Source organism: Anaerovibrio sp., from assembly GCF_051866355.1.
Taxonomy (GTDB): domain Bacteria; phylum Bacillota; class Negativicutes; order Selenomonadales; family Selenomonadaceae; genus Anaerovibrio.
The window spans coordinates 1-22247 of sequence record NZ_JBJDWZ010000040.1 but is presented as its reverse complement, the minus strand read 5'-3'; the positions used below and the strand labels follow the sequence as shown (position 1 = coordinate 22247).

At 54.1% G+C, this 22247-nt stretch carries 14 protein-coding genes and 1 pseudogene; 2 read left to right on the top strand and 13 right to left on the bottom strand.

Annotation, left to right across the window (positions count from 1 at the left end):
- Positions 1–66: 66 nt before the first annotated feature.
- The 8 genes from malQ to ACI3UA_RS02245 form a co-directional block, all read right to left on the bottom strand.
- Positions 67–3546 carry a 4-alpha-glucanotransferase gene (malQ, locus tag ACI3UA_RS02280; protein WP_439723214.1) on the bottom strand — a complete coding sequence of 1160 codons (3480 nt, stop codon included), beginning with the start codon at positions 3544–3546 and terminating at the stop codon, positions 67–69.
- Between the two features lie 167 nt (positions 3547–3713).
- Positions 3714–5156, bottom strand: a complete 1443-nt coding sequence (gene glgA, locus ACI3UA_RS02275; protein WP_439723213.1) for a glycogen synthase GlgA — start codon at positions 5154–5156, stop codon at positions 3714–3716.
- Between the two features lie 168 nt (positions 5157–5324).
- Complete coding sequence (gene glgB / locus ACI3UA_RS02270; RefSeq protein WP_439723212.1) at positions 5325–7667, bottom strand: 1,4-alpha-glucan branching protein GlgB; 2343 nt, start codon at positions 7665–7667, stop codon at positions 5325–5327.
- A 22-nt stretch (positions 7668–7689) separates the two neighbouring features.
- Positions 7690–10134, bottom strand: coding sequence for a glycogen/starch/alpha-glucan phosphorylase (locus ACI3UA_RS02265; RefSeq protein WP_439723211.1), 2445 nt, complete (start codon positions 10132–10134; stop codon positions 7690–7692).
- A gap of 482 nt (positions 10135–10616) precedes the next feature.
- The gene (glgD, locus tag ACI3UA_RS02260; protein ID WP_439723210.1) at positions 10617–11723 is read right to left on the bottom strand and encodes a glucose-1-phosphate adenylyltransferase subunit GlgD; all 1107 of its coding nucleotides are present in this window, start codon (positions 11721–11723) and stop codon (positions 10617–10619) included.
- Between the two features lie 51 nt (positions 11724–11774).
- Positions 11775–12932: a glucose-1-phosphate adenylyltransferase gene (locus ACI3UA_RS02255; protein ID WP_439723209.1), complete on the bottom strand. Its 1158-nt coding sequence runs from the start codon at positions 12930–12932 to the stop codon at positions 11775–11777.
- A 265-nt stretch (positions 12933–13197) separates the two neighbouring features.
- Complete coding sequence (locus ACI3UA_RS02250; RefSeq protein ID WP_439723208.1) at positions 13198–13485, bottom strand: hypothetical protein; 288 nt, start codon at positions 13483–13485, stop codon at positions 13198–13200.
- 90 nt (positions 13486–13575) lie between these two features.
- On the bottom strand, positions 13576–15291 hold the full coding sequence (locus ACI3UA_RS02245; RefSeq protein ID WP_439723207.1) for an ABC transporter ATP-binding protein/permease: 1716 nt from the start codon (positions 15289–15291) through the stop codon (positions 13576–13578).
- A 201-nt stretch (positions 15292–15492) separates the two neighbouring features.
- On the opposite strand from ACI3UA_RS02245, the gene ACI3UA_RS02240 reads away from it, so the two are divergent.
- Complete coding sequence (locus tag ACI3UA_RS02240; RefSeq protein WP_439723206.1) at positions 15493–16083, top strand: hypothetical protein; 591 nt, start codon at positions 15493–15495, stop codon at positions 16081–16083.
- A 15-nt stretch (positions 16084–16098) separates the two neighbouring features.
- Positions 16099–16740 carry a YigZ family protein gene (locus ACI3UA_RS02235; RefSeq protein WP_439723205.1) on the top strand — a complete coding sequence of 214 codons (642 nt, stop codon included), beginning with the start codon at positions 16099–16101 and terminating at the stop codon, positions 16738–16740.
- A 111-nt stretch (positions 16741–16851) separates the two neighbouring features.
- Here the strand turns inward: ACI3UA_RS02235 and ACI3UA_RS02230 are convergent, their stop codons facing one another.
- The 5 genes and pseudogenes from ACI3UA_RS02230 to ACI3UA_RS02210 all read right to left on the bottom strand — a co-directional run.
- Positions 16852–18216: a GDSL-type esterase/lipase family protein gene (locus ACI3UA_RS02230; protein ID WP_439723204.1), complete on the bottom strand. Its 1365-nt coding sequence runs from the start codon at positions 18214–18216 to the stop codon at positions 16852–16854.
- A gap of 116 nt (positions 18217–18332) precedes the next feature.
- On the bottom strand, positions 18333–19619 hold the full coding sequence (locus ACI3UA_RS02225) for an NAD(P)/FAD-dependent oxidoreductase (RefSeq protein ID WP_439723203.1): 1287 nt from the start codon (positions 19617–19619) through the stop codon (positions 18333–18335).
- Between the two features lie 402 nt (positions 19620–20021).
- A complete protein-coding gene (locus tag ACI3UA_RS02220; protein WP_439723202.1) occupies positions 20022–21305 on the bottom strand; it encodes a hexokinase in 1284 nt (427 codons plus the stop codon).
- Positions 21295–21702, bottom strand: a complete 408-nt coding sequence (locus ACI3UA_RS02215; RefSeq protein ID WP_439723201.1) for a VOC family protein — start codon at positions 21700–21702, stop codon at positions 21295–21297. The genes ACI3UA_RS02220 and ACI3UA_RS02215 overlap by 11 nt, the downstream gene beginning before the upstream one ends.
- A 245-nt stretch (positions 21703–21947) precedes the next feature.
- Positions 21948–22247: pseudogene (locus ACI3UA_RS02210) on the bottom strand (hypothetical protein); the annotation flags it as partial.

Here is a 22247-nt window from a genome sequence, read left to right as displayed (position 1 = left end):
TGCGCTATTTAACTGCAAAACTGCAATATTCAGCTGCAACAGCGGCGCCGCAGTGAACCGTGCCTGTTACCGCTTGTACCTGTCAGCCAGCCCCTTGAGCCATGCCGCCCTTTCCGGTGTCAGCATGCCCGGCGTCATGCGCCATGACCAGTTGCCGTCAGCCGTGCCCGGCAGGTTCATGCGATGCTCGCCGCCCAGCCCCAGCACATCCTGCATGGCAATAATCGCCATGCGCGCTTCGGAGGCGTAGGCATGCTCCACCAGCTTCCTGCCCAGCTCCCCATAGGCCGCGCCCGGCACGCCCAGCATGTTGGCAATAGCCTCCACCTCGGCGCGGGAGGCGTTTTCCTCCAGCCAGCCCACAATGGTATTGTTGTCATGGGTACTGGTATACACGATGCTATCCTCCGGCTCCACAAAATTAATGCGGCCGTTCTCGTTGAAATGAAGCTCAAACTGCAGTACCTTCATGCCAGGGAACTGGCAATCCTGCCTGAGCTGTTCCACCTCGTCGGTAATCACGCCCAGATCCTCGGCCACAATCGGCACATTGCCGATGGCCTTTTTCACCAGATCAAAGAACGGCTTGCCCGGACCCGGACGCCATGCACCGTCTACTGCGGTCTTGGCATCGCCATCAACCTCCCAGAAGGATTCAAAGCCCCTGAAATGGTCAATGCGCACGATATCCACCTGCTTCAGTATATTCTTGAAGCGGCGAATCCACCAGTCATAGCCATCCTTCTTCATAATCTCCCAGTTGTACTGCGGATTGCCCCAGAGCTGGCCCGTCTTGCTGAAATAATCAGGCGGTACGCCGGCAACCTTGTACGGCCTGCCGTTCTGGTCCAGCTTGAACAGCTGCTGGTGCGCCCAGGCATCGGCACTGTCCTGGGATACGAAGATAGGCATATCCCCCATGATCCTGATGCCCTTGTCGTTGGCGTACTTCTTCAGCTCCTGCCACTGCCTGTTGAAGATGTACTGCTCAAACATGACCTCGCCAATCTCATAGGAAAGCTGTTCCTCCATGGCATCCAGTGCCACCTCGTCGCGGCGGACAAACTCTGCATCCCACTCGTTCCAGCCCTTGCCGTTATGCCAGTCCTTCAATGCCTGGAACATGGCATAGTCGCGAAGCCAGTATTGATTGTCATCAACAAATTTCTGGAAGTCGTCCCTTTCTTCCCGTGAGCAGGTATTAAAGAAGTTGATGTACGCCTTGAACATCAGGGACGGCTTCAGCATCTGCGCCCATGAATAATCCGTCTTGCCGGTATCCACCACAGACGCATCCTGCAGGTCGACAGCCGTCAAAAGCCCCTTGTCAGCCAGCCGCTCCAGCGAAATCAACAGCGGATTGCCGGCAAAGGCAGACGGCGAAGCATACGGTGAGCTGCCGGCGCCGATAGGATTCAGCGGCAGAATCTGCCAGATCTTCTGCCCTGACTCGGCCAGAAAATCCACAAACCTGTATGCCTCCGGCCCCAGATCGCCTATGCCGAAAGGCGACGGCAGGGAAGTCGGATGCATGAGGATACCGCACTGGCGTGTTCCTCTGGCCAGGGCCGCCGCCGCATGCCTGTGCTGGTAAACCAGTCCCGTGCAAGGCGGCACATCCACCTCCATGCGGCCGCGCATTATCTTGATATCCGGCCTGTCACCCAGGGCATCCACCATGATGCCTGCCGCCAGATCCCTGACATCGAGGGAAACATGGCGCATCTCGCTGCTGCGGTTCATCAGCACCAGAAAGACCTCGTTCTCCGCCTCTGCGCCGAAGACATCCTTGCCGTTGTCGATTACGCGGGCATAGCCGTACACGTCGCCCTTGGCATAAATCGGCAGGATGCGTCCCGTCTGCAGGGCAATATGCTTGTTGCGGAGCTGAATCAGCTTTTTCGTCCACTGGCGAAGCTCGGTATCGCCGTTTTCCCAGTCGTAGGTGCCGCGGCAGTACGGGTCGCGGTAGCCCTGCATGCCGATTTCATCGCCATAGTAAACGCTCGGCACGCCTGGGAAGGTCATCTGCCACAGAATGGCCACCTTGGCCCGCAGGAGGCCCTTGCGAAGCCTTGCACCGTCCAGCTTGTAGTAGGCCTGGCGCACGGCAGGCACTCCCTCCTGGCTCGGAGCCTCGCCCAGCAGGGTCAGCACGCGCTCCCTGTCATGACTGCCCAGCAGATTCATCATGGCATAAAAATTCTGCTTCGGATAGTTTTCCGCCAGGCTTCTCAGCCGCTTGGAAATCTGCGCCGCGTCGGCATGCCCCAGCAAAAAGTCCAGCACTGCCTGACGGAAAGGATAGTTCATGGCAGAATCCAGCTCCTGCCCGCAGAGATACTCGCGGGATACGCCATAGGCGCTCTTGTTGGAGGCATCCTCCCACACCTCGCCCAGCATCACGGCGTCCTTGTCGACCTCTTTCAGCACCCTGTAGAAGGTCTGGGTAAACTTCTCCGGCAGTTCGTCCACCACATCCAGGCGCCAGCCGCTGATGCCCTGCCTCATCCAGTATTTCAGCACGCTGTCCTCGTTCTCAATGATGAACTTCATGTAGGAAGGATTTTCCTCCTTGACATTCGGCAGGGTGCTGAACCCCCACCAGCTTTCATAGCCGTTAGGGTAGTTGTTGAAGCAGTACCAGTCATAGTAGGGAGATTCCTTGGACTGGTAGGCCCCCAGTGTATCGTAGTGGCCATACTTGTTGAAGTAACGGCTGTCATCGCCCGTATGGCTGAACACGCCGTCCAGCATGACGCGGATGCCCATTCTCTTCGCATCGGCGCAGAGCTGTTTCAGCTCCTCATTGGTGCCCAGAATAGGGTCCACCTTGTGATAGTCGCCGGTGTCATAGTGGTGGTTGCTGGCAGATTCAAAAATCGGATTCAGATAGATAACAGATATGCCCAAATCCTTCAGATAGCCCAGCTTCTCACGGATACCGGCCAGATTGCCGCCAAAGAAGTCATAGGAAACTATCTCCTTGGTATCAGGGTCCTTGTAGTAAAACGGCTTGTCATTCCAGCTGGCATGATATACCGCACCCCTTTTCTCTACCAGCGTGTTGCCCTTGCGGTAGAAACGGTCAGGAAAAATCTGATACATGACGGAGTGCTTGAACCAGTCAGGGGTCTTTGCCCCCTTGTTAAACACCGTTATCTGATAGGACTGGGACGGCTGGCCGTCCGACAGGACGCCCAGGCCTCCCATCCGTTCATTGTTGTTGCCGTAATACCATGTACGGCCATCCATTGTGACAATAAAATAATACCAGAGCAGGCAGCCCTTCTCAGGCATGGCAATACGGGCAGAATAATACATCTCGCTGCCCACAGGGTCCTCCGGCAGAAGCTCGTAGACCACCTCGCCCACCCGCTCACGCCAGAAACGCGCCCTGACCTGAATGGAGGGCTGGACGTTGCCGATATCGGCAAGCTCCAGCTTCAGGCGCAGCCTGATGGTGGTAGTGGCCTCTGCCGCCCCCACAGGACTGCGGTAAAATTCGTTCTGTGAATTGTGTTCGACATTTTTTAACTGTGGCATCTAATCTCTCCCCACAATTTCTCTCATCTGCTGCAGTATGCCTCCCCTGCTGCCACGCGTCCCCGGACGGAGCCACAGCGCCCAAAGCATATGCATATCTGCAAAAAACTCGACGAGTGAGGCGGCATATAGTCGCCTGACCCCGTCGAGTTTCTGTTCTTACTAACTTATTCCGGCTTGACAGCAATGCTCTTGTACAGATTCAGATATTCCTCGGCTGACTTGTGCCAGCTGAAATCACTGCCGATAGCATTCCTGACAACATGCTGCCAGATATTCGGGTCACGGTAGTCTGCCAGGGCAGTCTTTAATGTGAACAGCATATCATGGGCATTGATGTTGTTGAAGCTGTAGCCGTTACCCTGATTGGTGTACTTGTTGAAGGATTCTACAGTATCCTTCAGGCCGCCTGTAGCGCGTACCACAGGCACCGTGCCGTAGCGCAGGGCAATCAGCTGTCCCAGCCCGCACGGCTCATACTCGGACGGCATCAGGAACAGGTCGGAGCCTGCGTAGATGCGCTGTGCCAGCTCATTGGAGAAGCGGATATTGGCGGATACCTTGGTAGGCAGGCGCCACTGCAGGCCGCGGAACCAGTCCTCGTACTGCTTGTCGCCGGTTCCCAGAAGCACAAACTGGCAATCCTCCGCCTGCAAAAGCTCATCCATGATGCGGACGATCAGATCCAGTCCCTTGGCGGCCACCAGGCGCGATACCAGGCCTATCATCGGGATGCGGCGATCCACAGGCAGGCCCAGCTGCTCCTGCAGTTTTTCCTTGTTGTCAGCCTTCTTGCCAATGGTAGCGGCACTATAGTTGACAAACAGGTTCGGGTCAGTTTCCGGGTTGTATACGTCGTAGTCAATGCCGTTGACGATACCGACGATATTCTCGCCCCTGGTCCGGAGAAGGCCGTCCAGCTTCTCACCAAAGTAAGGATACTGGATTTCCTGAGCGTAGGTCCGGCTTACCGTGCCCACTACATCGGCATAAACGATGCCGCCCTTCATGAAATTGACAGCATCATGGAATTCCAAATCGCCATTGTTGAAATATTTCCAATCCAGACCGAGGACGTTGTCCATAATCTCCTTGCTGAACATGCCCTGATATTTCAGGTTGTGGATGGAGAATACGGTCTTGATATTGGCATAGCGCTCGTCCCCCTGATGCTCCAGCTTCAGGAACACATTGACAAGCGCGGCGTGCCAATCGTTGGAGTTGATAACATCCGGAAAGAAATCAAGAAGCGGCAGAAGGTTCAGGACAGCCCTTGAGAAAAAGGAAAATCTCTCGGCATCATCGCCATAGCCATAGAGGCCGTCACGCTTGAAATAATCCTCGTTGTCCACAAAATAATAGGTAACGCCATCCTGCTCAATCATATCCACACCGGCATACTTGTGGCGCCACGAAACGTCCACAAAAATATGTCCTACATGCTTCATCTGAGACTTGTACTGCTCTGCTATCTTGCTGTATTTCGGCAAAATAACCCTGGCGTCTACCCCCATCTTCGCCAGCTCTTTCGGCAGGGAGCCGGCTACATCGGCCAGGCCTCCTGTCTTTATAAACGGAACAGCTTCGGAAGCTACATACAACACCTTCATAAAAAAACCTTCTTTCTAGCGCCCTTGCGCATACCCCTTCCGCATAAAACGGACTATATATCCCCGGCAGGAGCCGCCCTTCCCCAATAGTGTCACCACTCCGGCGGCTCCCGCCTCACAAACAACAATACTGCTAATCCCCACAAAAACACGCACGGCAGGCAGGTCTTACTCCGCCTTGCTCTTAGGCGGACGGCCGCGGCGCTTCTTCGGAGCCTCCCCCGCAGGTGCCTCTACAGCAGGCTCGGCCTTGACAGCCTTTGCCTTGACGGCAGTTTTCTTTGCCGTTGCCTTTTTGGCAGCAGGCTTTTTGGCGTCTGCCTTCTTTGCCGCCGTCTTCTTGGTTTCTGCCTTCTCCTGGGCAGCCTTTTCTGCCGCCTTCTTCTGCGCACGCTTCTCAGCGGCGGCGGCCTTTTCCTCTTCGGTCATCTTCGGGCGGCCGCGGCGCTTTTTAGGCTTTTCCTCGGCGGCCGGCTCTTCCTTTGCCTCCACGGCCACATTCCCTGCCGCCGGAGCCTGGGCTTCTACAGCCGGAGCCTCGGCCTCCGGGGCCGGCTTTGCGGCCTCTTTTTCTATGGCATCCTCCAAAGGCTCAGTCCGGCCTTTTATGGGACGCTCCTTTTTCAAGCGCAGGTAGATGGTGGCCAGCGGCGGTACAGTCACCTGAACGGACTGGCCCTTGTTGTTCCACGGTACCTCCTGGCTAGGAATATCGTTCTCGTTCAGCACGTTGGAGCCGCCGAACTCAGCCGCATCGCTGTTGAATACCTCTTCGTAGACACCGGCCTTTGGCACACCAAAGCGCGCACCGTGGCGCACAGCAGGCGTAAAGTTGCAGATAGCAATGATAAAGTCGCCATCATCTGCGCGGCGGATAAAGGAGATCATGCTGTCATCCGCATTGTCGCAGTCAATCCACTCAAAGCCGCCCCAGTCGAAGTCAACCTGCCAGAATGCCTTGTTCTCCACGTAGAACTTGTTGAGGTTCTTGGAGTATTCCAGCATCTTGGTATGCATCTCGTACTTCTCCGGCAGGTGCCAGTCAAGGCTGGAATCCCACTTCCACTCGATGAACTGGCCGAACTCGCCGCCCTGGAACAAGAGCTTCTTGCCCGGATGGGCCATCCAGTAGCCAAAGAAGGCGCGCAGGCCGGCAAACTTCTGCCAGTAGTCACCCGGCATCTTGTTAATCAGGGAGCACTTGCCATGCACTACCTCGTCATGGGACAGAGGCAGTACGAAGTTCTCGCTGAAAGCGTACATCATGGAGAAGGTAATCTTGTCATGATGCCACTTCCTATAAATAGGGTCAAGGCTGAAATAGCTGAGCGTGTCGTTCATCCAGCCCATGTTCCACTTGTAGTTGAAGCCCATGCCGCCCATGTAGACCGGCTTGGAGATATTCGGCCATGAGGTAGATTCCTCGGCAACCATCAATGCCTGCGGATACTCCCTGAACACGGTTTCATTCAGCTTGTGGAGGAAATCGATTGCCTCCAGATTGCCGTTGCCGCCGTACTTGTTGGCCTGCCACTCGCCGCTCTGCCTGCCATAGTCCAGATACAGCATGTTGGCTACGGCATCGATGCGCAGGCCGTCAATGTGGTACTGGTCCATCCAGAAAATCGCGTTGGAAATCAGGAAGCTCTGCACCTCGGTGCGGCCATAGTCAAAGTTGGTGGTACCCCAGCCTGCATTGTCTGCACGCTGCGGGTTGTCGGACTCGTACAGGTTGCGCCCGTCAAAATCCCTGAGGCCCGGATCATCCTTGCAGAAATGCCCCGGCACCCAGTCCATGATAACGCCGATGCCTGCCTGATGCGCCTTGTCGATGAGGTAGCGCAGGTCGTCCGGCTCGCCGAAACGGCTGGTAGCCGCATAGTAGCCGGTAGCCTGATAACCCCAGGAGCCTTCATACGGATGTTCACAGAGAGGCATGAACTCAATATGGGTATAATTCATTTCCTTGGCATAGTTCACCAGCTGCTCCGCCATGTCGCGGTAGGTCAGCTGATTGCCCTCCGGGGTGCGGCGCCAGGAGCCCAGATGCACCTCATAGGTCAGCATAGGCTGGCCGTAGGACTGGGTGCGCTGTTTCTTCTCCTGCCACTCCGCATCCTGCCATTCATAGTGATTCATGTCATAGACGCGGGAGGCAGTAGCCGGAGCCACCTCGGCATAGTAGCCGTACGGGTCAGCCTTCATGATGTGAGGGCCGCCGTGCTGTGGCATGATGGCGTACTTGTATACGTCGCCTTCCTTCAGGCCCGGAATAAAAATCTTCCAGATTTCGCCGTCATCAATCTTGGCCATCTTGTTGACACGGGTGTCCCAGTGGTTGAACTCGCCAACCACGCTGACCTCTCTGGCATTTGGTGCCCATACTGTGAAGCGCACGCCCTTCTCACCGTTCTCCTCGGTCAAATGCGCTCCCAGCATCTCATAGGCCCTGCAGTTAGTACCCTGATGGAACAAAAAAGTATCATATTCCGTCAGCTGTGATAAATTCATCTGCTCATCCCCTCTCTCAAACTTATTTGATGTCTACCGGATTGATATTCCAAATATCCTCTGCGTACTCTGCGATGGTACGGTCAGAGGAGAAAATGCCGGAATTGGCTATATTGATGGCACAGGAACGCAGCCATGCGTTGTGGTCCTGATAGCGGCGCACGATTTCCTCATGTGCTTCAATATAGGAGTTGAAGTCCTTCATGATGAAGAACTCATCGTTGCTGTTCACCAGATAATCAAACAGGCTCTGGAAGTTGCCATAGGTGCCGTCAGTCATCTGGTTCATTACCTTGCGGACGTTGGCATTGGTGTTGTACTCATCCCATGCGCTGTAGCCGCCGTGGTCATAAAGGTTGATAACCTCCTCGGAACGCATGCCGAAGATTACGCAGTTGTCATCGCCAACCTGCTCATGAATCTCAACGTTTGCGCCGTCCATAGTACCGAGGGTAATGGCACCGTTCATCATGAACTTCATGTTGCCGGTACCGGAGGCCTCCTTGGAAGCGGTGGAAATCTGCTCGCTGACATCAGCGGCAGGATATACCATCTCGCCCAGGGATACGCCGAAGTTCTCCAGGAATACCACCTTTATCTTGCCGTCGATGCTAGGGTCGGTGTTAATCTTGTTGGCAACCGCCAGAATCAGGCGGATGGTTTCCTTGGCAATAAAGTAGCCCGGAGCCGCCTTGCCGCCGAAGAAATATACCACCGGTACAGGCATGTCGTAGGTAGGGTCATTCTTGAGGCGGTCATACTGATACATGATGTGCATGATGTTCATCAGCTGACGCTTGTAGGAATGGATGCGCTTTACCTGCACGTCAAACATGGAGTCAACCTTGATGCGCACCTTGTTGTGGGTCAGCACATACTGGGCCAGGGCGCGTTTTCTGGCGCGCTTTACCTTGTCGATGGATTTCAGGAAGGCCGGATTGTCCACATACTGATTCAGCTGCTTCATGAGCCTGGTATCGCCTCTCCACGCTCTGGTCAGCTTGTCGTCAATAACATGGGCCAGCTCGTTGTTGGCGCTAATCAGCCAGCGGCGGTGCGTGATGCCGTTGGTCTTGTTGTTGAACTTCTCAGGATAATACTTGTAGAAATACTTGAGGGTGCTTTCCTTCAGGATGTTGGAGTGGAGACGTGCCACGCCGTTTACGCTGAAGGAGCCTACAACGGCCAGACGTGCCATGTGCACCTGTCCGTCCTGCAGGATGGACAGCTCGCGCACCAGCGCCTCATCGTTAGGGTACTTGGAGCGCACCTCATAGAGGAAGCGGCGGTTAATCTCGTCAATAATCATGTCAATGCGCGGCAGGAGCTTCTTGAAGAGCTTCCTGTCCCACTTCTCCAGCGCTTCCGGCAGGATGGTGTGGTTGGTGTATGCCACGGTGTTTCTGGTAATCTCCCAGGCATCAGCCCACTCCATGCCATAATCATCGATAAATACGCGCATCAGCTCGGCAACTGCCACAGCCGGATGGGTATCGTTAATCTGGATGCACACCTTGTCGGCAAAGCCATACAGATCGTCATGGGTCTGCATGTAGTGGCGCACGATGCTCTGAACGCCTGCCGATACGAAGAAATACTCCTGAATCAGGCGGAGCCTTTTTCCCTCGTTGGTGCTGTCGTTAGGATAGAGGAACTCGGTAATCTTGTTTACGCTGTTCCTGTACTCCTGACGCTCCTTGATTTCATCATTGGTAAGGGTGGCATAGTCGGAAAAATCCTGGCTTGCCTCTGCATTCCAGAGGCGCAGGGTATTTACGGTGCGGTTCTTGTAGCCGATGACAGGCACATCATAAGGCACGGCAGTTACCTCGGTGTAGCCCTCGTGCACTGCGCTGGAGGTGCCGTCGTCATTGATGCGCATGTAGGCCTCGCCATCAAAGCGCACCTTTACGGCCTTGTTCGGCTTCCTGAACTCCCAGGCAAAGCCGTTCCTCAGCCAGTTATCCGGAATCTCAACCTGCTGCTCGTTGACAATCTTCTGCTCAAAGAGGCCATACTGGTAGCGGATGCCGCAGCCGTGGGCAGGCAGGCCCAGGGAAGCCATGGAATCGATGAAGCAGGCTGCCAGACGGCCCAGGCCGCCATTGCCGAGGCCCGCATCAGGCTCCTCGGAATAGAGGTTGTTCAGGTCCAGATTCAGCTCCTTGAGCATAGCCTTCAGGGCGTTCTTCAAATCAAGGTTTATCAGATTGGTATTCAAAAGGCGGCCCAGCAGGAACTCAATGGAGAAATAGTAAACCTGCTTCTCATCATTTTCCTGATACTGCTTGTTGGTCTTAATCCAGTTCTCGGAAGTGTACTGCTTGACTACCTGGGCCAGAGTTTCATAAATCTCATGCTCAGTCAGGCCGGAAAGCTCACGGCCGTAGTTAATCTGCGCAGTGGTCACGAAGCGCTCTTTCAGCTCTTCCTTCATCGTATCGATATCTCTTTCAATTACTGACATACTTTCAACTCCTATCTCCTGACCAGAATTGTACTGCATACCGCTGTGTGTGCAGCTGTCTGCACTAAAATCCGGTCTACGGTAGAAACAAAATGTTAATATGAAGACATTAATAAAAATATGACACCGCTAGTATTATATCACATATTTTTATTTTGTCCATTAATACCTGTAAACCCTTGATATATATACGTTAAATTTACATTTTGAGAGGCATTTTTTTACATTTTTGACCGATTTTTGCGAGATTTTTCTCCGGCTGTGCTGTCATGTCAGATGTAAAGACCAATGACATGGCTGTGTATCCTGCACGCACCGGAAATATCCGCCTGCCCGTCCGCCGTATATGTCCTCCAAATATCACGTATTCATTCCCATATACCTCACGCGAAAGTATATACAGATAAAAAGGCCGCCACAAAAACATAGGGTTTAAATCCTCTATGCTTCCTGCAGCGGCCTTGCTTCACCATTTAATTTGATTAAATTGTAGTGCCTTTGGCAACAATCAGAGGATAGTTCTCAGCGCCTTTCAGCCACTGATCCCTGGTCACGGTTACATTTTTGTCACAGATTACATTGCGCAGCATGGCGTTATCCTCGATAACGCATTTCTCCATGATGATGCAGTCCTTAATCTTGACGCCCTCGCCAATCTTCACATCACGGAAGAGAATGCTGTTCTCCACCTCGCCGCGTATCTCACAGCCGTTGGCCACCAGACAGTTGACCACCCTTGAGGTATCCTTGTACTGTACAGGGGCGGCATCCTTGGTCTTGGTGTGGATGAGGTTCGTCCCCATGAACATCTCCGCCCAGATATCAGGATTCAGCATGTCCTTGTTGGCGTTGAAGTACGCCATGGTGGAATTGATGCGCGCCACATATCCCTTGTGCTCACAGGCAAAGATGCTGTACTCGTCCATGTGACGGATAATGCCGTCCAGCAGGAAATCCGTGCCTCCCCGCTCAAAGCCGTTGGATACAACCTTGATGAAGGTATCCTTGGACATGAGGTAGATGCCCAGGAAGTCGTTTGCCCCCATGGTCGCCGTCATGGATTTGGCGATATCAGTTACCCTGCCATTGTCCGTAACCTTCATAACCGCGGCATCACCCGGAATATCGCTCTTGGCCTTGGAATACACCATGGTGATGTCAGCCCCGGTATTCTGATGGAACAGCAGTACAGAGCGGAAATCGATGTTGTACACGCTGTCCGCCTGTGCTACCAGAATATACTCCGCAGAGGTGTGCTGGATATAGTCCATGTTGTGATACAGGCCGGACAAATCGCCGGTTACCGGCTGGCCGTCATACGGGTCGGAAGGCAGGTAGGAAAGGCCTCCCCTGTGGCGGGCCAGATCCCAGTCCTTACCGGAACGCAGGTGGTCAAATACGGAACGTGCCTTGGCGGAAAGCAGGACACCCACATTGCCCACGCCGGAATTTACCATGTTGGATACAGCAAAATCAATTACGCGATAACGGCCCGCAATAGGCAGGGACGCAACAGGACGGCGCTCACACAGCTCCTTCAGCATGGAGTTGGCACCATCCAACTTTATAATACCCATAATATTACTCAAAGGAATCACTCCGTTCTTTGTATAAGTTATCACTAAACTGCCCCAGGCTCCTTAGCTTACCTGCTGTCCCTCATCCCTGGCCTCTACGACCTCGCCTTCAGGCACAACAGCGATGGCGCCATCCTCGCCGGTAACGGCGGCACCAGCGGTAATAATACAGTTCTGGGCTACGATGGCATGGTCAATGACAGCATTTTCCTCTACCTTGGTAAACGGCATGATTACGGAGTTGGTTACCTTTGCACCCTTGCCGATCTTCACGCCGGAGAAAAGCACGGAGTGGTCAACCTCGCCAAGAATCTGGGAACCCTCATTCAGCATGGAGTTATGTACCCTGGCCTCCGGCCCTACATAGTGAGGTGGCAGGGACGGGTTGGAGGAATAGATGGTCCACGCGCTGTTGAAGGAGAACGGCGGCTCATCAGCCAGCAGGTCCATGTTGGCCTGCCACAGGCTCTCGATGGTTCCTACATCCTTCCAGTACCCCTCAAAGGCATACGAATACAGCCGTGCGTTGTCGCCCAGCATGGCCGGAATGATATTCTTGCCGAAGTCGTGCTCGGAATCCTCCTTGACAGCATCAGCTTTCAGATACCTGCTGAGGAATTCGCGATTGAAGATGTAGATACCCATGGAAGCCAGGTTGCTCTTCGGCTGTGGCGGCTTCTCCTCAAACTCAATAATGCGCCCGTCAACGGAATCCGTGTTCATGATGCCGAAGCGAGGGGCCTCATCCCACGGCACCTCAAATACGCCGATGGTAGCATCCGCCTTGTTGGCCCTGTGGACATCCAGCATCTTGGAGTAGTCCATGGTATAGATATGGTCACCGGAAAGGATGAGCACATAATCCGGATCCATCATATCAATGAAGTTCAGATTCTGGTAGATGGCATCTGCCGTGCCCTTGTACCAGTCAGCTCCCTTGTCGCGGGCATACGGAGGCAGGATAAATACGCCGCCGTTGGACTTATCCAAATCCCATGCATTACCTGTGCCCAGGTATGTATGCAGTTCCAACGGACGGTACTGTGTCAGCACGCCCACTGTATCAATGCCGGAATTTGCGCAGTTTGAAAGCGGAAAATCAATAATCCTGTACTTGCCGCCGAAAGGAACTGCCGGTTTTGCAATGTTCTTCGTCAAAGCACCAAGACGGCTGCCCTGGCCACCTGCAAGAATCATTGCCAAACACTTTGTTTTACTCATAAATAATCACCCCTGTATCCTGAATAAAAGAACCTCAGCTGGCTGTCCCCTTTATTCTTTTGCCATTTTCTTTTTTTAGCAAATATTGATTCAAACAGCCAGAAAGCAACTGCAAATTACCTACTGTTATATTTCCATGTAAAATAAAAAAGTCCTGCTTTTTTCTAAAAAAAATACAAGACTTTTTTTATTTTTTCCGGCCGCGGAAAAGCTGTGAAATTTGGTAAAAAAATGTTTTTGCTTTTGTCAGCATTTGGCGGCGGCATCAGAAAAATGCCATGAAGATGGAACCGAGAAACAGGGCAAGGCACAGCCCCAAAAGGAAGGACGCCAGAAAATGAAAGCGCTCGCCCCCCGCCCTGTTCAGCACGTTATACCCCTCGTAAACGAGGAAGGAGGACGCGAAAAAAAACAGCGGCACATCGCCATCGGAAATGGCGAATAACAGCATGGCAAGGCAGAGTGCCATGCCGGCCTTTTCGCCGCTGGTAAAGAGCGGCGGCTGTTTTTTCTTTTTCTCGTTCCACGGTGTTTTTCCCCTGAATACAGGCATACCCTCGTCCCCTTTCCATTTCTCTTTCCATTTCCATGCCACGGCATGCCCGGCGGCCTATCGAGGGCGCCGGGCCTCCTGCCATCAGATTTAATCCGCCAGCGCGGAAAGCTGCCAGCTGCCGCCCGTCAGCTGTAATTTCTTGTCATGCTTCTTGAAGAGGGTGGAGCGGTGCCCCACGCTGACCACCGCCATCTCAGGCAGAAGCTCCTTCAGGGCGTCATAGGCCTCGGCCTCCCTCTGCTCATCCATGGCCGAGGTGGACTCGTCCAGGAAGACCATATCCGGCCTGAACAGCAGGATGCGGATAAAGGCCAGCCTCTGCTGTTCGCCAAGGGACAGGATGCGGCTCCAGTCATCCACCTCATCCAGCCTGTCAGCCAGCCTGCCGATGCCGAACCGCTCAAGCAGTTCCCCCAGGTCAGCCGTTTCCTTCTCAGGCACAGGCTGAGGATAGTAGATGGCCCGCCGCAGGCTGCCAAGAGGCAGATACGGCCTCTGGGGCAGGAACATGGTGCGCCAGCCGGACGGCAGGGCTACATTGCCCCTGCCATAAGGCCAGATGCCGGCCAGCGCCCTCAGAAGGGTGCTCTTGCCACAGCCGGAGCCGCCGGAAATCAAGAGATACTTGCCTGCCGGCACTGCAAGGGAAAGCCCCTCCAGCAGCTTCCTGCCGTCAGGCAAATCCACCTGCACATCCTGCAGCATCAGGGCATTACCGCCATTTGTCCCGAAGGCGAACTCCGACGGCAGTCCCTCCACCTTCTCCATGTGCTGTGTAAAGCCTCCCAGACGGCGGATAACGGCGATGTACCTGGCAATGGAGCTATAGGCGTCCACAAAGTAGCTGAGAGCGTCCTGTACCCTGCCGAAGGCCATGATGGTCTGCATCAGGCCGCCCATGTTGATGGAGCCGTCAATAAACTTCGGCAGTGCCAGAAGAATAGGCACGATGGCGGCCAGCTGGGCATAGCCGTTGACATAGAAGTTCAGGAATTTGGTTCTTTTCATCAAGGCCCAGAAATTGCTGATAACCATGCTGAACCGCTCCTGAAAGTTCTGCATCTCCGGCTTTTCGCCCCCATAAAAAGCAATGCTTTCGCTGTTTTCCCTGACGCGCACCATGCTGAAACGGAAATCCGCCTCATAGCGCTGCTGGTCGAAATTCAGGCCGATGAGCTTCCGGCCTATCTTGTGCGCAATATACGTGCCTGCCACGGAATAGATAACCGTCACCCAGACCATATAGCCCGGTATGGACAGCACCGCATCACCCAGGGGCACGGACAGGTTGCCGGACAGCTCCCAAAGAATAAAGATAAATGCCGCCAGCGAAGTCAGCTGCTGAATAAAGCCTACGAATAATGACAGGGTAAGGCTGACAAACTCATTGATATCATCCGAAATTCGCTGGTCCGGGTTGTCCACCCCGTCACCGCCGTCAGCCTGCAGGCGATAATAGTTCTGCCTGCGCATCCACGCCTCAAGATACCTGTCCGTCATCCAGGTGCGCCACTTGATTTCCAAAATCTGCCGCACGTAGATGGAATAAACCGCCATGATGATAAAGCCTGCCGCAATACCGGCAAACTGCCCTACCAGCGGCCACAGCGCCGCAAAATCCCTGGCCTCCAATGTACCATAAAAATCCCTCATCCAATCATTGTTCAGCACCAGCATGTACACCTGGCCCAGTGTCAGCAGGACAACGCCGCCCATCAGTGCCGCAGCCGTCCATTTTTCCTCTGACTTCCAGTATGAACGCATCAGATGCCATGCGGTTACCGCAAGAGCCTTACCTCTCATAAACTCCACCTTCCTCAAAAAAACATAGTCTTATTCTGCAATAAATGCTACAATATAACGAAACAGCACATTTTTGTGATGCTTTTTCACACTATATTGACACTTATTTCATGCGCAACAAGAAAGGATACTACAATGGCTATTGTTTTTATTGCCGCGGTATTAACCTGTATTCTTCTGCTCCTAGTATTATACCGCAATTTGCCAAATAAAAAAATTTTTTATGCATTCTGCCTGACCCTGCTGCTGTCCATCAGCGCCATCGGCCACTCCCTGTTCTTTGCCCCCGGCCGGACGGAGCCTGCGGACGAGGCCACCATACGGCGCATCACCGCCCAGCAGCAGATTTTTGACGGCTGGTACACCGACTACAAAAAACAGCTGGACGTGCTGGACTACAACTGGTCCCAGTGCCAGTCCATCGTCAGCGACTACCACAACGACGACATCAGCCTGAACACCGTCTACACGAGGCTCACCCTGCTGGAGCACCAGGCACAGCTGGCCTGCGACGGCCTGCAGAAGCTGGCCCCGCCCATCAGCCTTGATGACACCAACTATGACCTGACCACATTGCTGCTGCACAAGACCCAGAGCTATGCCAATGCACAGCTTGAGACGGTCAAGGCCCTGCGCACGGCCGCCGACCCTGCCGGCCTCAACGCCCGCACCCACGAGGAAGAAAGCCGCCTGCTCAGGGAAACCATGCTGCGAAAGGGGCCGGACGGGCTTTTTACCGCCAACGAAACCAGCGCCATCAGGAACCGCCTGACCCTGCCGGAAAATTCCTAAAAAGGAGCCATACTCATGCAAGTCTATAAAACCACCTCGGAAAACGGCACTGCCGCCTACGAAATCCAGAAATCAAAATTCTATGCCTACACCGCCCATGTGGAAACCGAAGCCCAGGCGCGGGAATTTGTGGCAGGGATAAAGAAGAAGCACTTTGATGCCCGGCACAACTGCTCCGCCTGGATACTGGGGGCCGACGGCAGCCAGCAAAAATCCAACGACGACGGCGAACCGGGAGGGACAGCCGGCAACCCGATTCTTGAGGCCATCAAACAGCACGGCCTGACAAATGTGGCAGTCGTCGTCACCAGATATTTTGGCGGCATCAAGCTGGGCGCCGGCGGCCTGATAAGGGCCTACAACCACACGGCCTCCCTGGGCCTTGAGGCCACGCCCCAGGTGGAAATAAAGCCGTTCTGCCCTGTGGCGGCCGAGATAGAGTATCCCCTGCTGGGGACGGTGGAGAACTGGATTCGCACCAACGGCATCCGCACCCGCGAAACTGATTATCTGGACAAGGTGACCGTCAACCTGCTGATTGAGCCCCGGGATGTGGAGAAAATAACGGAAGCCCTGACGGACATCACCGCCGCCCGCTGCAGAATCACGGCCGCGGAGCCGGAATACCTGGCACTGCCTGTCCGCCGGAGCGAATAACAGCTCAGGCCCATAAACAAAAAGAAGCTCTGCTGAGCGGCGCATCCGGCCCGTTCAGCAGAGCTTTTATTTTTAGCACATCATTTGTGTTTATGTTTCAATAAGCCTTATCTATTTGGCCAGCAAATTCTTGCCGGGAAAGGTTCTGAGCAGATAATCGCTGATGGCCTCGCCTATCTGCTTTTTGCCCAGCACATCCGGGTGCAGGCCGTCCGTGGTAGCCTCATCCATCAAAAGGCCGTAGCAGTCCGTCATGCCCTGCGCCACATCCACCGCATACTGCTGCTGCATAATCCACTGGTTCAGCTTCACCTGCTCATTCTTCCAGTCCGGCGCCGGTGTCTTTATGTAGGACCAGTTGGCAATAAAATGGGGATTGATGGGCGTCGCCGTGGCATACACAGGGATGATGCCGTGGGCGCGGCATTTTTCCCCCATGCTTTTCAGGTAGGGGATGATATCGCTGGCCAGAGCGCCGGCACGGAAATCATTGACGCCGCCCATAATCACCAGTATCTTCGGCTTGAAGGGAAGCACATCACTGTCAAAGCGCGCCTCCATGGCCGCTACGGTATCGCCGCTGTAGCCGAGGTTCTTTACGGGCACCTGCGAATAGGTTTCCCAGTTGTACATGACATAGCCCGGCGGCGTGGACACGGCGCCGCCGCCGTGGGTAATGCTGTCCCCTATGGCCGCCACCTTGACAGTGCCCTCCACCTGATAATAGCTGGGAGCGGACCAGTCGCTTACCCTTGTTCCTGACTCGTTGCGGCTCCTGACCTGCCAGAAATACCTGCCTGGCCAGGTGTAGCCTGCATCCTCATACAGCACGGAGCCTTCCGTGGACAGCTCCCGTATCAGCTCCGGCTGTCCCGCCTGCGGGTCCTCACGGTACACCCGCACATCGTAGTACCTGCCATCCGTCACCGGCACCCAGGAAAAAACAGGATACAGCGGCGCGTAGGCCATGGACTCAAACTCCGTGGTAGGCTTCGGGGCTGTCGGGTTCAGCTCCTGCCCCACCAGCGGCTTCAGGTCGCTGTACAGCTTGATGTAATGCCCCGAAGCGTCCAGCGGGCAGACCTTCCAATAGTAGTCCTTGGCCGCGCGCATAACAGAGGTATCCAGCTCATAGCCGTTGGTAAAGATTCCTCTCTTGACCGAAACCACATTCTCAGGGATATTCTTGTTGGCGCGCATGATGGCCACCTGATAGCTGACCGCTCCCGGCACCGGCTCCCAGGACAGGCGCACCTTCCTCAGATAGCCCGGCACATCATTGGCCCTGCTGCCTGCCTCAGCGCCGGATACCTCCCTGATATCCACCTTGATGTCCTCGTTGTCCTCAAAGCGGATCGTCCTGGCCAGCTCCTTTGAATCGGCCATCGTCACGGTGGAGGCCGCCTGCGCAGGCATATTGAGCGCCAGCACCGCCATTGCCGCGGCGCCGGCCGCAAAACCTAAAAACTTCTTCAAAATCCTCGCTCCTAAAAAAACCATACAAAAAACAGCGTCAAAGCCTGTAAAATACTGCACAAAAACAGTGTCAAAAAAGGGATGTGCGTATAGCACACCCCTCTATGATATCACATTTATGCCTTGACTTCCATATTTTCGTCCTCATCCTCCAGCTTGATGTTGGTGATGATACGGCCAAGACGGGTGCCGGATACAAAGTTCCAGAACCACTTGGTGCCGACGGTGATATCCGCATGAGCCCCCTCCAGACGCAGGAGATGCAGGAACATCCAGATAACCCATGCCACGAAGCCGCCAATTTTCAGACAGCCCCAGTTTACTACGGCCTGGCAACGGCCGATGGTGGCCATAGCGCCGTGGTCAACGTACTCAAACTTCTTCAGGCTGCTGCTGCCGTTAATCAGGGCCATGATGTTGTCCACTGCACACCATGCCTCCTGCATGGCGACAGGAGCCACGGTAGCCAGCGGCCTGCCGCTTTCCGTCATGAAGTGTGCGTTATCGCCGATGGCAAAAATCTCCGGATAGCCAGGTACCTGCAGGGTAGGCCCTACAACGACGCGCCCTGCCCTGTCGCAGTCAGTGCCGATGGTGGAAGCAACCTTGTTGGCCTTTACGCCGGCCGCCCAGATAACGGTACGGCTAGGGATATACCTGCCATCCTTCAGATAGAGGCCATCTGCATCGCAGTCAGCCACCTGGGTGTTCAGCATAACCTCAACGCCCTTGGCCTCCAGCACCTTGATGGTGTGCTTGATGAGGTTAGGCGGCATCATAGGCAGAACCTTGTCAGTGCCCTCGATGAGCTTGATGCTGACCTCGTCAAAGTTCAGGTTCGGGTACTCCTTCCTCTGAACGGCAACCAGCTCTGCAATAGCGCCTGCTTCCTCAACACCGGTAGGGCCGCCGCCCACGCAGATGAAGGTCAGCATCTTGCGGCGCACGTCCTCGTTATCAATCTGCTTGTTGGCGCGCTCGAACATGTGCAGTACATGGTTCCTGATGTGCAGGGCCTCCGGGATGGTCTTCATGCCGTAGGCATACTTCTCCACGTTCTCCATGCCGAAGAAGTTGTTGGTGGCACCGGCGGCCACAATCAGGTAGTCATAGGCTATCTCGCCGTGATTGGTAACAACGACCTTGCGCTTGCCGTCAATCTCCAGCGCCTTCGCCATGAACAGCTCCACATTCTTATTGCCGCGGAACATTGCTCTGATAGGATAAGAAATGTCGTCCGTAGAAAGCACAGAGGTTGATACCTGATACAACAATGGCTGGAACAGATGGTAGTTTGTCCTGTCAATAATTGTAACATCGACATCCTTATTAGCCAGCTTCTTCGCAGCTGCCACGCCGCCAAAACCTGCACCGATAATAACAACATGAGGTCTCTTACCCATTTTTCACAACACTCCTATAATTTTCAACGATAAAATTAGCACATTTCTCAATTCTGCATTAGATTATAGTCATAAATATTAGTTTTGGCAAGTCCTAATGGCTATAAAATTATTTTATACTAGTATAAATTCCTGTTTTTTGGCAACAAGGAATTGACGCCAATTTTTGCTTATTGATTTTCATATTAATTCAGTTTCTTACATATTATATGGAAGTGATTTTGGGCATGAAATTGCAAAAGATGCTCACCTGGGTACAAAACGCCGCCGTGATAAAAAACATCTGCCAAAATGCAAATAAAGCGGCATGCCATATCCCGAAGCCCGCCGGCTTTTTGGGGATACACGCATGCCGCTCCATGAGTGGCCTTGCTATATCAATAAAATAACTTAATCAGCCGCTTACAGGCCCTTGCTGGCTACAGCGGCGGCAATAGCCGCACCCAGGCCGGAGCCGTCCTTCAAAAGCATCGGAGTAACAGCGGCCGCCTCCTCGCCCAGAAGCTCGGACAGGCCCTTGTTCAGGCTTTCCTTGATATGAGGCATGTGCTCATATACGGAGCCGTCAATGGCGATATGCTGCGGGGCAACCTTGCCGGAGCCGGACAGATGCCACAGAATACCTGCAAAGCAGGCCGCCACAATGCGGGCAGAGCGGATGGCGATGGTTTCTGTCAGGTCGCGGATGTAGGCCGCCTCACCCGGCTGCAGCTCACCCACCTTGGCGCTGATAACCTTGGCGGCATCAGCGGCAGTTGCGGAGGTGTCGGCCATAATGCCGGACATGTCAATGGCATTGAAGTCAGGACGCTCAGACAGATCCATCACGGCCTGCACGGTCAGGCTCAACAGCTCGCCCATGTAGCGGCCGGAAACCATCTTTTCAAGGCGCTGGTTGCCAGGGCGCTCGGACTCGGCATCCAGCTGGTTGTCCCACTGGCTCGGCACCAGCTTGTTGAAGCTGCCGGACTCCATGTTGATGATGGCCGCCGGACGGTCAGGAGCGGAGGTGCGCTCCATGTAGCAGTTGTTACTGCCGGTAGCATAGATACAGCCAATCTGGGTGTCAGGATACTGATAGCCTGCCGTGAGCAGTTCTGCCACAGTGTCATTGATAACAGCTACCACCTTGACATTTTCCAGGCCCTTCCTGTTCAGGGCCGCCTGCAGAAGATCGTTGACAACCTCGCCCTCAACGCCCGGAATCGCAAATTCCTTGGTCCATACAATCAGGCGGGCATTGTAGATATCGGTCTGCTTGGACGGGAAGGAGAAGGTATGACCGAGATAGTAGGTCTTCTTCTCAGCCCCTGCCAGAAGCTCTGCAAACATGTCAGCAATAAAGTCAAATACCTGCTCAGCGGAGGCAGAACCATTAATCAGGTTGTATTCATCAGTCACCAGCGGCTTTGCCACCATCCTGACAATCTCATACCGGCAGTCGCCCTTCAGGCTGACCAGCTCGGCGCGGAGATTGGTGCCGCCGAAATCCAGCGCCAAAAACTCACCTACCTCCTGACCGGTAGGCATGCCGATATAGGAGCAGAGCATCGGCATGCTTGCTTCCTCGCCACGGAGTGCCAGCTCCATGTCAAAGCGCAGTGCGCTGGCAATCTCATTGAGCTGTTCCTTGTCAAGAGTCAGCTCCTCGATAATCCCTTTTAACTTTTCCTCGTTAATCCTCATCTGACTTTCCCCTCTCTGTAATGGAAAAATGTCCCCCGGGTATAATCTCTATCATATAGCCGTCAGGGTCCTGAACAAAATAAATATGATTAGCCGCACTTTCCATGGCAATACAGCCCAGCCTGCGATGCTCCGCCAGCGACGCCTCATAATCATCAGCAACGAAGGCAAAATGCACGGGATTTTCGCCCAGGTCGTAGGCAGTATCCCTGTGCTCAGGGCGATAATTCAGCTCCAGCTCATGCGCTGAACCGGCTTCATCCCCCAGATATACCAGCGTCACCTGCCCGCACTGCACCCGGCGTTTCTCATGAAGATGCAGGGCCTTTGCATAAAATTCCAGTGAACGCTGCAAATCCCTCACTTTTATGCAGTTATGAAGCATTCTGTACGCCATGAAAGTCCCTCAAATCTAATTTATGTCGACATTTTTATTATGCAACTTTTTGAGCATTTTGCCAATACCCTTAGCGCAAATTTTGAAATTTTGTAACATTATTGCACCGGAACCACGGCAAAGTACATAACAGCCGTCCTCTTTTCCACTCCGGCAGTCCCTGCAGGAAGCTCAGGCTATTTCCATCGGCACATGCCACATCCCGGTCATGTTCAGCCTGAATAAGCACAGCCGCAAAATGGAATTTATTGCGCAATTATGCGGCGTGACCGGCTGATACGCCGCAACAGCCTTACCATAAACGGAGCTGTCAAAAAGGTAAACACCATGCCGGGCAGGGCGGCGGCCACCAGTGCCCACACGCCCTTGCCTAATACCAGCCCCAGCGTAATGCGGGCCGTAAATGTACCAATCGGCCCCGCCAGTGCAATAGACCAATAATGCTTTCCGCACAGCACATACACCAGTCCCACCATCAGGCGGAACTGCATGGCAATGGCCACATTAAACAAATTATGAGTGCCCAGTGCCAGACTGATGGCACT

Bases quoted from the DNA above. Each gene is read 5' to 3' on its own strand.
- ACI3UA_RS02215 (WP_439723201.1), bottom strand. From the start codon at position 21,702: ATGGCGTACAGAATGCTTCATAACTGCATAAAAGTGAGGGATTTGCAG.
- ACI3UA_RS02255 (WP_439723209.1), bottom strand. From the start codon at position 12,932: ATGAGTAAAACAAAGTGTTTGGCAATGATTCTTGCAGGTGGCCAGGGC.
- glgB (WP_439723212.1), bottom strand. From the start codon at position 7,667: ATGAATTTATCACAGCTGACGGAATATGATACTTTTTTGTTCCATCAG.
- glgA (WP_439723213.1), bottom strand. From the start codon at position 5,156: ATGAAGGTGTTGTATGTAGCTTCCGAAGCTGTTCCGTTTATAAAGACA.
- ACI3UA_RS02220 (WP_439723202.1), bottom strand. From the start codon at position 21,305: ATGAGGATTAACGAGGAAAAGTTAAAAGGGATTATCGAGGAGCTGACT.
- ACI3UA_RS02225 (WP_439723203.1), bottom strand. From the start codon at position 19,619: ATGGGTAAGAGACCTCATGTTGTTATTATCGGTGCAGGTTTTGGCGGC.
- ACI3UA_RS02245 (WP_439723207.1), bottom strand. From the start codon at position 15,291: ATGAGAGGTAAGGCTCTTGCGGTAACCGCATGGCATCTGATGCGTTCA.
- ACI3UA_RS02250 (WP_439723208.1), bottom strand. From the start codon at position 13,485: ATGCCTGTATTCAGGGGAAAAACACCGTGGAACGAGAAAAAGAAAAAA.
- malQ (WP_439723214.1), bottom strand. From the start codon at position 3,546: ATGCCACAGTTAAAAAATGTCGAACACAATTCACAGAACGAATTTTAC.
- ACI3UA_RS02265 (WP_439723211.1), bottom strand. From the start codon at position 10,134: ATGTCAGTAATTGAAAGAGATATCGATACGATGAAGGAAGAGCTGAAA.
- ACI3UA_RS02235 (WP_439723205.1), top strand. From the start codon at position 16,099: ATGCAAGTCTATAAAACCACCTCGGAAAACGGCACTGCCGCCTACGAA.